General features: G+C 68.7%; 10 protein-coding genes. 6 read left to right on the plus strand and 4 right to left on the minus strand.

The window, feature by feature from the left end:
- Positions 1-11 precede the first annotated feature (11 nt).
- Positions 12-2,087: a hypothetical protein gene (locus tag AB0I81_RS14770; RefSeq protein ID WP_360655819.1), complete on the minus strand. Its 2,076-nt coding sequence runs from the start codon at positions 2,085-2,087 to the stop codon at positions 12-14.
- A 149-nt stretch (positions 2,088-2,236) separates the two neighbouring features.
- The gene (locus AB0I81_RS14775) at positions 2,237-2,983 is read right to left on the minus strand and encodes an MBL fold metallo-hydrolase (RefSeq protein WP_360655822.1); all 747 of its coding nucleotides are present in this window, start codon (positions 2,981-2,983) and stop codon (positions 2,237-2,239) included.
- A 148-nt stretch (positions 2,984-3,131) separates the two neighbouring features.
- Here AB0I81_RS14775 and AB0I81_RS14780 point away from each other — a divergent pair, with 148 nt between their 5' ends.
- The 3 genes from AB0I81_RS14780 to AB0I81_RS14790 are packed head-to-tail and all read left to right on the plus strand — an operon-like array spanning position 3,132 to position 5,909.
- Positions 3,132-4,331 carry a cytochrome P450 gene (locus tag AB0I81_RS14780; protein ID WP_360655825.1) on the plus strand — a complete coding sequence of 400 codons (1,200 nt, stop codon included), beginning with the start codon at positions 3,132-3,134 and terminating at the stop codon, positions 4,329-4,331.
- A 37-nt stretch (positions 4,332-4,368) separates the two neighbouring features.
- On the plus strand, positions 4,369-5,151 hold the full coding sequence (locus AB0I81_RS14785) for an ATP-binding cassette domain-containing protein (protein ID WP_360655828.1): 783 nt from the start codon (positions 4,369-4,371) through the stop codon (positions 5,149-5,151).
- Positions 5,148-5,909: an ABC transporter permease gene (locus AB0I81_RS14790; protein ID WP_360655831.1), complete on the plus strand. Its 762-nt coding sequence runs from the start codon at positions 5,148-5,150 to the stop codon at positions 5,907-5,909. The genes AB0I81_RS14785 and AB0I81_RS14790 overlap by 4 nt, the downstream gene beginning before the upstream one ends.
- Here AB0I81_RS14790 and ligA read toward each other — a convergent pair.
- Complete coding sequence (gene ligA / locus AB0I81_RS14795; RefSeq protein WP_360655834.1) at positions 5,906-7,990, minus strand: NAD-dependent DNA ligase LigA; 2,085 nt, start codon at positions 7,988-7,990, stop codon at positions 5,906-5,908. The genes AB0I81_RS14790 and ligA overlap by 4 nt on opposite strands.
- Positions 7,991-8,090: 100 nt before the next feature.
- Here ligA and AB0I81_RS14800 point away from each other — a divergent pair, with 100 nt between their 5' ends.
- Positions 8,091-8,504: a VOC family protein gene (locus AB0I81_RS14800; protein WP_360655837.1), complete on the plus strand. Its 414-nt coding sequence runs from the start codon at positions 8,091-8,093 to the stop codon at positions 8,502-8,504.
- Between the two features lie 68 nt (positions 8,505-8,572).
- Positions 8,573-10,948, plus strand: a complete 2,376-nt coding sequence (locus AB0I81_RS14805) for an excinuclease ABC subunit UvrA (protein WP_360655840.1) — start codon at positions 8,573-8,575, stop codon at positions 10,946-10,948.
- Here the strand turns inward: AB0I81_RS14805 and AB0I81_RS14810 are convergent.
- A complete protein-coding gene (locus AB0I81_RS14810) occupies positions 10,945-11,895 on the minus strand; it encodes a fibronectin type III domain-containing protein (RefSeq protein WP_360655843.1) in 951 nt (316 codons plus the stop codon). The two genes, AB0I81_RS14805 and AB0I81_RS14810, sit on opposite strands and share 4 nt — an antisense overlap.
- A 140-nt stretch (positions 11,896-12,035) precedes the next feature.
- On the opposite strand from AB0I81_RS14810, the gene AB0I81_RS14815 reads away from it, so the two are divergent.
- On the plus strand, positions 12,036-12,887 hold the full coding sequence (locus AB0I81_RS14815; RefSeq protein WP_360655846.1) for a polysaccharide deacetylase family protein: 852 nt from the start codon (positions 12,036-12,038) through the stop codon (positions 12,885-12,887).
- Positions 12,888-12,895 lie beyond the last annotated feature (8 nt).

The following is a 12,895-nucleotide window of genomic DNA, read 5'->3' on the forward strand; positions in this document are numbered from 1 at the left end:
GCGTTAATCGTTCAGGTGTTGGTGGAGCGGAATCTTCGTGAAACTCTTTTTGGCGGTGCGAGGTGCGGGTTCAAGGCATAGTAGGTCTTTAGGTCGTATATGCCGGATTCCCAGGAGGGAATCTTTTCGTGGGGCTTGCGCATCGGCCAGCCATGAGCGGCGAGCAGCCGCCGGATTCCGTACGCTCCCAGCGCGGTCACGCGGACGACCATGCCGCCATAAATGGCCTCGACGGACGCCCGAGGAGCCTCCTCGAGGAATCCGGCCGTATGCGAACCCTCTCCAAGGTCGGCGGCCAGTTCCTTCACCAGGAGATTGAGTTGATCGGTGGAGGCTGACGCGCCGGCTGCCGGGCGGTTCGGCACATGGGTGGTGGAGGACGGTGTGGCGGCCGTGGGGTGCTCCGGCCCGTGGGTGAAGGCCGGTGTGGGGTTCGTGGGGTGCTTCGGTCCGTGGGCGGGGGACGGTGTGGCGTTCGTGGCGTGCTCCGGTCCGTAGGTGGGTGGGGTGTGCGTCGGGTGATTGAGTCCCTGGGTGGGGAACGGTGTGCCGTCTGCTCGTTCGATCACCCCGCCCAGTGCCCAGTCGTCCATCACGAGCCGCACGTTGTGGAGCAGCCCGCCCTCCAGCCCATACAGCCCCGCCACGTCACCGGTGGCAGTGGCGATGACCAGTGCGGGGAGCAGCACCGGGAAAGGGCGGTCCGCCAGCCCTGCCATGATTTGGGCGGTGAACGGATACACCATCTCCAATGGCGCTGGTGGGGCGTAGTAGGAGCGGTTCCCCTGCTCGACGCGGATGCGGGACCGCAGTAGCCCGGCCAGCAGGCGCACCCACGTCTCCACGGACTCTTCGGTCGGATCGGACCCATATGCCGTGTCCTCCGCGCCCACCGGGTAGGCCCCGACAGCCGTGCTCCCTGCACCCGCCAGACCGGATCCTGCGGCAGCGTCCCTTGGGCTTGCCGGGCCGGATCCTGATGTGGTGCTCCCCGTGCTGACCGGATGGGGTGGTGTGGTTGTGGGGCTTGCTGCGCTGGTCTGATCCGGTGTGGGGGCAGCATGCTTCGGGGTGGACGGATCGGGGCTGAAGGTGGCGATGGCCTCCGACTCGCGGACTGTGATGAGCCCGGCCTCGACCGCAGCGCTCCACAGATCATGCAGTACGGGCAGGTCCTTGGCGTTGCGCAGGTTCTTCATGCGGCCGCCCTCGCGCCGAGCCGCCTCCTCCTCAGCACGCCGCAGCACCCAGCCGGGGAACGAGGACACCCCCGACAGCAGCACATCGACCTCCGGCAGCAGGGTGCAGTCCAGCCCGAGGTCGGCCACGGCTCGCAACGCATCCGCCGGTTGCAGCACCTTGCCGAGCGTCACTGCACGCCCAGAGCCCACCCACGCGGCCAGTTCGTGCGCCCGCCGTACCAGAAGGCAAGCCTCGGCCTCCGTGACCAGATGCGCCACCTCGCCCGGCCGCGCCGGCGGCTCCGCGTCGTCCTCTCGTACGGCGAAGGCCGGGAACAGGGCCGTGAACACGGGGTCGATCTGGCCGGCCGGGAGCGGGAGGTCGCGTCCGAGCAGCGCGCCGTTCGCGAAGAGCACCTTGTCGAGCGTGAGACGGTCGCCCTCGCCGAAGGCGCCGACGGTGTAGTCGTCGGAGTCCTCGTCGGGTGCGCGGCCGTGGCCGGCCGTGCAGGAGGGGTAGCAGGTCTCCGGGTCGGCCGCGAAGACGTCCTCCACCTCGATCCGATGCCTCCACTCCGCGCGCAGGTCGTACACGTAATCGAGGACGACGCCACGGCGGGGCGCGGCCTGGCGCAGCCGTACGTCGTCCTCCCGGATCCTGGTGGGCCCGGGTCTGCTCAGCCGGCCCGCCATCAGCGGCTCAGGGACGTACTCGACGGAATCGAGGCAGAACTTGTGTGGGTGTTTGCCCACCCACTCGAACGCGTCCTGCAGGATGTCACTCAGCACACCCAGCGTGATCTCGGACGGCACCCGCAACCGCCGCCACACCGTGGGCCGGAAGTCCCACAAGGTGACCTTGAGCTGATGCACCTGCGCCGGGGCGAGGGAGCGGCGACGAGACATCCAACGCACTCCGTCCATGGGGGGACTGGGCTGGGCGGCAGCCTAGTCCTCCGACGTCGGAAGATGCCAAGACCGAAGTTGTATTCAACTCGCTTTCCCTGCGCGGGTACGGCCGGAACACGACGGCCCGGCAGCGTTGCCGGGCGAACTCAAGCAACGCTCAGCGTGACGGTGAGTCCTTCCTCGGCGGCGAGAACCTGCCCGCCGAACTCCTCGCAGGCGGCGGCCACGGCGGCGGCCCGGTCGTTGCCCGGCCAGAAGTGGGTGAGCATCAGCCGGTGGGCACCCGCGTGGCGGGCCCAGTGGCCGGCCTCCGCGGAGGTCATCAGGTTACGGGTGGGGCGGCCGGTCTCGCCGTCGCGGTCGGTGGCCTCGACGATGAACAGGGCGGCGTCGCGGCCGAGTTCGGCGAGAAGAGGGGTCGGGCCGGTGTCGCCGGTGTAGGCCAGCGCGATCCCGTCGGCCTCCAGCCGGATGCCGGCATTGGGTACGTAGTGCGGCAGCGACGACGCGGTGAGGGTGAACGGCCCCACCTGGTGACTGCCGGGCAGCGGATGCACGTCGAAGACGGCGTGCAGGTCGGCGTCGGGCTCCAGGCCGCCGATCCGGTCGAGCACGCCCGGCGGGCAGTACAACGGCAGCTTCGGCCCGCCGGGTTCGCCGTAGAACCGCATCCGGAACAGCCCATGCAGGTCGACGCAGTGGTCGGGATGCTCGTGAGTGATGACGACGGCGTCCAGCGCGCCGTCCGGCCAGTGCGCGAGCAGCCGAGGCAGCGTGGCGTAGCCCAGGTCGAGCAGGAGCCGGTACCCGTCCCAGTCCACCGCGAACCCGCTGCAGGCCCGGCCCGGCTCGGGAAAGGCTCCACAACTCCCGAGAACGGTCACTTGTCGCATCCGACCATGATGCCAGCCCGCCACCTGACGCCATGTTGACGCCAAGTGGCGCACTCCTCGGAGATGCATGGCGTCATCACATCTTGCAATGACATCACTGTGGTGTCATAGTGGCGTCATCGACAGGCGAGAGAGACGAGGAACGGCCATGGATGAATCTCTTCAGACCTTCACGACGCTGCCGACCGAGCGTCAGCCCGGTTGCCCGTTCGACCCGCCCAAGGAGTTGATCGAGGCCCGCGAGCAGAGCCCGATCAGCCGTTACACCTTCCCCGGCGGGCAGAAGGGCTGGCTGGTCACCGGTTACGACCTGCTCAGGTCGGTGCTGGCCGACCCGCGGTTCAGCTCGCGCAAGGAGCTCATGTTCTTCCCGTTCTATGACGTCACCGGCGTGGAGATCCCGCCGGCGGCGCCCGGTGAGTTCCTGATGATGGACGAGCCGCGGCACGGCCGCTACCGCAAGCCTCTGGTGGGCAAGTTCACCGTCCGGCGGATGCGGCTGCTCACCGAGCGGGTCGAGCAGATCACCGCCGACCACCTGGACGCCATGGAGAAGGCCGGGCCGTCGGTGGACCTGGTGACCGCGTTCGCCAAGCCGATCCCGGCCGTCGTCATCTGCGAGCTGCTGGGCGTGCCGTACGAGGACCGCGACTCCTTCCAGGAGCACATCGACAAGCTCATGAACGGGGAGGCCAGCGACGAGGACCAGTTCGCGGCCTACACCGCGGTCCAGCAGTACCTCGCCGTGCTGGTGGCCGCCAAGCGCGCGAACCCCACCGACGACGTGCTCAGCGACCTCACCGACACCGACCTGACCGACGAGGAGTTGAAGGGCGTCTCCCTGCTGCTGCTGGCGGCCGGGCTCGACACCACCGCGAACATGCTCTCGCTGGGCACGTTCGCCCTGCTGAGCAATCCGGCGCAACTGGCCGCGCTGCGCGCCGACCCCACGCTCATCGACCGGGCCGTGGAGGAGCTGATGCGGTACCTGACCGTCGCCAAGACGTTCCAGCGGGTGGCGCTGGAGGACGTCGAGCTGGGCGGCCAGACCATCGAGGCCGGTACGACGGTCATCATGTCCCTCAACACCGCCAACCGCGACCCCGAGCGCTTCGCCGACCCGCACGTGCTCGACCTGCGCCGGCAGGACGGCGGGCACCTGGGCTTCGGCCACGGCGTCCACCAGTGCCTGGGTCAGCAGCTGGCCCGGGTCGAGATGCGGGTCGCGTTCAACGCGCTGATCAGGCGTTTTCCGACGCTGCGGCTGGCCGTACCGGCTGAGGAGGTCGTGCTGCGGCCGGAGATCGCGGACATCTACGGGATGAAGAGCCTCCCGGTCACCTGGTGAGCCAGGAACCACTCAGAAGCCAGAGAACGGATATCTGATGACGACACAGCACGTGATTCACGTAAAGGGTCTGGAGAAGTCCTACAAGGAGCTGCGGGTGCTGCGCGGGGTGGACTTCTCCGTGGTGCGGGGGAGCATCTTCGCGCTGCTCGGCTCGAACGGGGCGGGCAAGACCACGGCCGTGAAGATCCTGTCCACGCTGCTCAAGCCGGACGCGGGCAGCGCCGCGGTGAACGGCTTCGACGTCGCCACCCAACCGGCGGACGTACGCGAGTCGATCAGCCTGACCGGCCAGTTCGCCGCCGTGGATGAGATCCTCACCGGGCGGGAGAACCTGATGCTGGTCGCCCGGCTGCGTCGGCTGAAGAACCCCGGCGAGATCGCCGACGACCTGCTGCGCCGCTTCTCACTCACCGAGGCGGGCGCGCGCAGGGTGGCCACCTATTCCGGCGGCATGCGCCGCCGCCTGGACATCGCGATGAGCCTGATCGGCGACCCACCGGTGATCTTCCTCGACGAGCCGACCACCGGCCTGGACCCCCAAGCCCGCATCGAGGTCTGGCAGGCGGTCAGGGAACTCGCCGCCAACGGCACCACCGTGCTGCTCACCACCCAGTACCTGGACGAGGCCGAACAGCTCGCCGACCGGATCGCGATCCTGCACCAGGGCCGGATCATCGTCAACGGCACCCTGGAGGAGCTCAAGCAACTGCTGCCGCCCGCGAAGGTCGAATACATCGAAAAACAGCCCACCCTCGAAGAGATCTTCCTCAGCCTGGTCAGTGACCACGGCAAGCACCGCGTAAAGGACCCCCGATGAGCACGCACTTCTTCGGCGACACCACCGCCCTGCTGGGACGCTCGCTGCGGCACATCTCGCGCAGCCCGGACACCATCATCACCACCACGATCATGCCGATCGCCTTCATGCTGATGTTCGTCTACGTGTTCGGCGGCGCGATCAACACCGGCTCCGGCTCGTACGTGAACTACCTGTTGCCCGGCATCCTGCTCATCACCATCGCCTCAGGCATCTCTTACACCGCCTTCCGGCTGTTCACCGACCTGAAGGGCGGCATCTTCGAACGTTTCCAGTCCATGCCGATCTCCCGCTCCTCGGTGCTCTGGGCGCACGTGCTGACCTCCCTGGTGGCCAACCTGATCTCGCTCGTGGTGGTCGTGCTGGTCGCCCTGCTGATGGGTTTCCGCACCCCGGCCGGAGTGGCGGCGTGGCTCGGGGTGGCCGCCATCCTGTTGTTGTTCACTCTGGCGCTGACCTGGGTCGCGGTCATCCCCGGGCTGACCGCGAAGACCGTGGACGGCGCGAGCGCGTTCTCCTATCCGCTGATCTTCCTGCCGTTCGTCAGCTCGGCCTTCGTGCCCACCGACACCATGCCCGGCCCGCTGCGCCTCTTCGCCGAGAACCAGCCGGTCACCTCCATCGTCAACGCCATCCGCGCGCTGTTCACCCAGCAACCGGTCGGCGTCGACCTGTGGATCGCGCTGGCCTGGTGCGTGGCCATCCTCCTCGCCGCGTACGCCTTCGCGATGAACATCTACCGCCGCAAGATCTCCTAGGGCTTACGCACGAAGGCGCTCACCTGCGCCGCGAACTCCTCCGGGCTCATGATGCGCACCCCCAACGTCTCGGCCTTGGCCCGCTTGGAGCCCGCCTTCTCCCCGGCCACCAGCAGCGACGTCTTGGCGGATACGCTGGAGGAGGACTTGCCCCCGGCCCGCTCGATCAGCTCGTTGACCTCGTTGCGCGTCAGCTCCGCCAGCGGCCCGGTCATGGTGCCGGTCACCACCACCGACATCGAGGCCAGCGGCAGCTCGACCACCGGTTCCCCTTCGGCGGCGGTGGCGGCGGTGGGGGGTGTGGCGCCGGGCTCGGTCATGTTGACCCCGGCGAGGATCAGCTTGTCGATGAGCGGGGCCAGCTCGTCCAGCTCGTCCACCACGACCGGCGCCTTCTCCGGGCCGATGCCGTCCACCTGCTGGATCGCCTCGGCGTCGGCCGCGCGGATGGCGTCCATGGTGGCGAAGTGCCGGGCGATGCGACGGCTCATCGAACGGCCGGTGCCACGCACGCCCAGCGCCGCGAACACCCTGCTCAGGGGGCGCGTCCTGGCCTGCTCGATGGCGGCCAGCAGGTTGTCGGTGCTGGTCTCGCCCATGCGTTCCAGGCCGAGCAGTTGCTCGCGGGTCAGGAAGAACAGGTCGGCGAAGTCGGCGATCAGGCCGGTGTCCAGCATCTGCTGGATGCGGTTCTCGGCCAGGCCCTCGATGTCGAGCGTGTCGCGGCCGACCGCGTAGGTGATGGACGCGATCGCGCGGCAGGCCCGGCCGCGCACGCACCGCCACCGCTCCTGGGAGCTGTCGATCGCGTCCCCGCAGGACGGACAGACCTGCGGGATCGGGATCGGCTGCTCCTCCCCGGTACGCAGGTGCACCACCGGCGCCTCGACCCGGGGGATGACGTCGCCCGCCTTGTAGACGGTGACGCTGTCGCCCAGCATCAGGCCACGGCGGGTGATGTCGGCGACGTTGTGCAGGGTCGCGTAGGTGACGGTCGAGCCGTCCAGCTTCACCGGCTCCAGCACGGCGCGCGGGGCGATGATGCCGGTGCGGCCGGTGCTCCACTCCACGGCGAGCAGCTTGGTGATCTTCTCGGTGGCAGGCAGCTTGTACGCCACCGCCCAGCGCGGCGCCCGCGAGCTGAACCCCGCCTCCGCCTGGTCGGCGGCCAGATCACACTTGATCACAATGCCGTCGATGCCGAACGGCAGCGTGGCACGGACCGCCGCGATCTCCCCGACCCGCTCCTGCACCCGCTCCAGCGTCCGCGCCACGATCCCGGCGACCGGCGTGGCGGCCGTGGTCTGCACGCCCTGCGCGGCCACCCAGTCCATGATCTGGCTGTGCGGCAGCTCGCGCAGGCGCACAGCCAGCTCGGAGTCGTCGCCGGGCGGGGGCAGCACGCCGTACCCGAAGAAGGTCAGCTCGCACACGTAGGGCCGGTCCTGCGCGCGCAGCGTGCCGGCGGCGGCGCTGCGTGGGTTGGCGAACGTGGTGCCGTCGTGCGCCTCCCGCTTGGCGCACGCCTGCTCGAACTGGGAGGCCGTCATCATCACCTCGCCGCGCAGCTCGACGGTCACCGCGTCGGCCAGCCGGTCGGGCAGCCCCACGATGGTGCCGATGGCGTGCGAGACGTCCTCACCCGCGGTCCCGTCGCCCCTGGTCACGAGCTGCGCCAGGCGGCCGTGCCGGTAGCGGGCCGAGATCGCCAGCCCGTCGAGCTTGGGCTCCACACTCCACTCCGTGACGGGCCGCCCGAGCCTGCGCTCCAGCCCGGCCGCCCACTCCACCAGCTTCTCGGGGCCGAACACGTTGTCCAGGCTGAGCATGGGCACCGTGTGCGGCACGTCGCCCACCACGGCGCCCCCGGCGACCTTGCCCGTCGGCGAGGACGGCAGCACCGACTCGGGATGCGCCTGCTCATAGGACTCGATGCCGCGCACCAGCCGGTCGTAGGCGTCGTCGTCGAGCGTCGAGGTGCCGTCGGCGTAGTAGGCGGCGGCGGAGTCGACGGCGAGCTGGACCGCCTCGGCGTAGGCCGTGTCGTCCGCCAACTCGGTGAAGGGGGGTGTCTCGGTCATGGCATCATCATGTCGTCCGGCACTGACATTTTTGTGCTCCACGCAGACTGGTCAGGATTGGAGAAGCGCTCCCCACACCCCCGAAACTAGCGTGACCGGCATGGACATCAGCATCCAGGCCAGCTTCCTGCCGCACGACGACCCGGACGCGGCATTGACCTTCTACCGGGACGTCCTCGGTTTCGAGGTGCGCGAGGACGCCGCGTACGACGGCATGCGCTGGATCACGGTCGGCCCCGCGAACCAGCCGGGCACGTCTATCGTCCTGCAACCGCCCGCCGCCGACCCCGGCATCACCGACGACGAGCGCCGTACCATCGCCGAGATGATGGCCAAGGGCACCTACGCCGGTATCCTCCTGACCACCGACGACGTGGACGGCGTTTTCGAGCGGCTGCAGGCCGGCGACGCCGAGGTCGTCCAGGAGCCGATCGACCAGCCGTTCGGCGTACGAGACTGCGCTTTCCGCGATCCGGCGGGCAACATGGTCCGCATACAGCAGCACCACCCATAAACCGGACATATTGTGCTCAAGCTGGGCAGATCCAGTCAGGCGACGCCTATGACAAGTATGGAGAAGTAATGAGTAAGGACACTCCCGCGCCGCACGTCGCCGACAGCCACGATCTGATCCGCGTGCACGGCGCCCGCGTCAACAACCTCAAGGACGTGGACGTCGAGATCCCCAAGCGCCGGCTGACGGTGTTCACCGGGGTCTCGGGGTCGGGCAAGAGCTCGCTGGTGTTCGGCACGATCGCCGCGGAGTCCCAGCGGATGATCAACGAGACGTACAGCGCGTTCGTCCAGGGCTTCATGCCGACTCTGGCGCGGCCCGAGGTGGACGTGCTGGACGGGCTGACCACCGCGATCATCGTCGACCAGCAGCGGATGGGCTCCGACCCCCGCTCCACCGTCGGCACCGCCACCGACGCCAACGCGATGTTGCGCATCCTGTTCAGCCGGCTCGGGCAGCCGCACATCGGCTCGCCGGGGGCCTTCGCGTTCAATGTGCCTTCCGTACGGGCGAGCGGCGCGATCACCGTCGAGAAGGGCGGCAAGAGCAAGGCCGAGAAGGCGACCTACACCCGCACCGGCGGCATGTGCGTGCGCTGCGAGGGCCGCGGCAACGTCTCCGACATCGACCTCACCCAGCTCTACGACGACTCCAAGTCGATCGCCGAGGGCGCGTTCACCATCCCGGGCTGGAAGTCCGACAGCTGGTGGACGGTGCGTACGTACGCCGAATCGGGCTTTCTCGACCCGAACAAGCCGATCCGCGACTTCACCAAGCGGGAGATGCAGGACTTCCTGTACAAGGAGCCGACCAAGGTGAAGGTCGAGGGCGCGAACCTCACCTTCGAGGGGCTGATCCCGAAGATCCAGAAGTCGTTCCTGTCCAAGGACAAGGAGGCGATGCAGCCGCACATCAGGGCGTTCGTGGAGCGCGCGGTCACCTTCACCACCTGCCCCGAGTGCGACGGCTCGCGGCTCAGCGCGGAGGCCAGGTCGTCGAGGATCGCCGGGATCAACATCGCCGAGGCGTGCGCGATGCAGATCAGCGACCTGGCGGACTGGGTCCGCGGCCTGGACGAGCCGTCGGTGGCGCCGCTGCTCACGACGCTGCTGCGGACGCTCGACTCGTTCGTGGAGATCGGGCTGGGCTACCTCTCCCTCGAACGCCCGGCCGGTACGCTCTCCGGCGGCGAGGCCCAGCGCGTCAAGATGATCCGCCACCTCGGCTCCTCCCTCACCGACGTCACCTACGTCTTCGACGAGCCCACCATCGGCCTGCACCCGCACGACATCGAGCGCATGAACGACCTGCTGCGGCGGCTGCGCGACAAGGGCAACACGGTGCTCGTCGTGGAGCACAAGCCGGAGGTGATCGCGATCGCCGACCACGTCGTGGACCTCGGTCCCGGCGCCGGTTCGGCGGGCGGCAGCGTCTGCTACGAGGGCACCGTCGAGGGGCTGCGGGCCGGCGACACGATCACCGGCCGCCACCTGGACGATCGTGCCTCGCTGAAGGAGAAGGTACGCACGCCGGTCGGCAAGCTGGAGATCCGCGGCGCCTCGACGCACAACCTGCGCGACGTGGACGTCGACCTCCCGCTCGGCGTGCTCACCGTCATCACCGGCGTGGCCGGCTCCGGCAAGAGCTCGCTCGTGCACGGGTCGATGCCCGCCCGCGCGGGTGTGGTCTCGATCGACCAGAGCGCGATCAAGGGCTCGCGGCGGAGCAACCCGGCGACGTACACCGGGCTGCTCGAACCCATCCGCAAGGCGTTCGCCAAGGCCAACGGCGTCAAGCCGGCGCTGTTCAGCGCCAACTCCGAGGGCGCCTGCCCCAACTGCAATGGCGCCGGCGTCGTCTACACGGACCTCGGGTTCATGAACACCATGTCCGCCACCTGCGAGGAGTGCGAGGGCAAGCGGTTCGAGACGTCCGTGCTCGACCACCACCTCGGCGGCCGGGACATCAGCGAGGTGCTCGCGATGTCGGTGATCGAGGCCGAGCAGTTCTTCGGGTACGGCGAGGCCCGCACCCCGGCCGCGCACGCCATCCTGGAGCGGCTCGCCGACGTCGGCCTCGGCTACCTCACCATCGGCCAGCCGCTCACCACCCTGTCCGGTGGCGAGCGGCAGCGGCTCAAGCTGGCCGTCCACATGGCCGAGAAGGGCGGCGTGTACGTCCTCGACGAGCCGACCACCGGCCTGCACCTCGCCGACGTACAGCAGCTGCTCGGCCTGCTCGACCGGCTGGTCGACGCCGGGAAGTCGGTGATCGTCATCGAGCACCACCAGGCGGTCATGGCGCACGCCGACTGGATCATCGACCTCGGTCCCGGTGCCGGCCACGACGGCGGCAAGATCGTGTTCGAGGGCACCCCGGCCGATCTCGTCGCCGCCCGCTCAACCCTCACCGGCGAGCACCTTGCGGCTTATGTGGGGGGTTAGCGTTCTTCGAGGCAGTCCGGATCGCGGCGGAAGGTGGTCGTGGCGGTGGCGGAGGCATTGCCCGAGCTGTCCACCGCCCGCACCCCGATGACGTTGTCACCCACGGGCACCACGGCGATGCTGAAGGTTCCGGCGCCGCGCGCCCAGCCCTCGCGTACGCCGTTGACGAACACCTCGTAGTCGATCGCGGGCTGCGGGTCGGTGTTGTCGCTGGACTGCGCCCAGGTCACGTTGGGGGAGAAGCACGCGTACACCGACTGCCTCGCCCTGACCTCGGTCGGAGCGGACGGCGCCACCAGGTCCGTACGCGGGGGCGTCGTGAGGGTCAGGGTGTTGGACGTGGGGGAGACGCCGATGGCCGGGCGGACGGCGCGTGCCGAGTAGGAGTGTGACGACTGCGGCGCGAGCTCCCGTACGTCGAGCGTCACCGTCGGGCTGCCGACCCAGGCGAAGCCCGGGATCGAGGCGATCCGCGAGGCGCCGTCGAAGACCTCGTAACGATCGACGTCCCAGCTGTCGTCGGGCTGGTCGAAGACGAGACGGACGCGGGCGGGCGCGTTCTCGGCGGCGCTCAGGTTCGCCGGACCCGGCGGGATCACGCCCGGCCCGCGGGTGGTGACCGTGAGGGTGCGGCTCGGCGGTGAGGTGTTGCCGACGCTGTCGGCGGTGACGACATGGAAGGTGTACGTCGCCCCGGGGACGAGTCCGCTCGCCGTGTAGCGGATCAACGGGGTGGTGGCGACCTGCGTACCGTTCTGGAAGATCCGGCCGCGGATGGGCATGACGGCGCCGCTGACGTTCTGCGACCAGGCGAAGGAGACCTGGGTCGCGGTGACGTTGGTGACGCGCAGCCGCTCCGGCGCGAGCAGCGCGGCGGCTGTGGCGGGTGAGGGCGATAACGCTGTGATCAGGCACAATGCTGCCAGGATGGTGATCATTCTGCGCATGTACGTTTTTCCCTTCTTGAATGGCACGTCGCCGAAGGGTCCGCTCGTATGTTAGGCATCGGTCGTAAAGGATCGGTAGATTACCGCGGCTGATCTGTAGGCCGCCTACCTATCTCTGCCGTGTCATCTAAGGAGAGCCGATGCGGAACGAACTCTTCGACTACAGCCCGATCATCGAGCGCGAGCCCGTGGCCTGGCCGGACGGCGCCCGGGTCGCGTTCTACGTGGGGCTCAACGTCGAGCACTTCCTGATCGACCGCCCCTCGACCAGCCTCAACCCGGCGACCGCCGCGCTGGTGCCCGACCCGCTGAACTACGGCTGGCGCGACTATGGGGCGCGGGTGGGCATCTGGCGGATGATGGAGATCTTCGACCGGCACGGGATCCGTCCGAGCGTGTTGCTCAACTCCGACGTCGCCGGCGAGTATCCGCAGATCATCGAGGCCGGGCGGGCGCGGAACTGGGCCTGGCTGGCGCACGGCAAGAACAACTCCATCCTGCAGTCGGGCATGAAGCCCGACGAGGAACGCGCTTTCCTGACCGACGTCGTCACCACCATCGAGCAGGCCACCGGTCAACGGCCGCGCGGCTGGCTGGGGCCGGCGCTCACGGAGACCTTCCAGACGCCTGCGCTGCTGGCGGAACTCGGGTTGAGGTACGTGCTCGACTGGACCAACGACGACCAGCCGTACCGGCTGAACGTGCCGGGGATGTTGAGCGTGCCGTATTCCGTCGAGCTCAACGATCTCGGCCTGTTCACGATGAAGAGCTTCACCGGGCCGGATTTCGTGCAGATCGTCAAGGACCAGCTCGACCAGCTCCACGCCGAGGGCGGCCGGGTGATGACGCTGGCCCTGCACACCTTCGTCACCGGCCAGCCGTTCCGCGCCAAATACCTGGACCAAGCCCTCGAATACATCGTGAACCACCCCGGCGTCTGGGTGACCACGAGCGACGAGATCGCCGACCATTACCTTGGTGACAGCCGCTGACAGAGATC

This window comes from Nonomuraea sp. NPDC050404 (assembly GCF_040655495.1).
In the GTDB taxonomy this organism is placed as follows: Bacteria; Actinomycetota; Actinomycetes; order Streptosporangiales; family Streptosporangiaceae; genus Nonomuraea.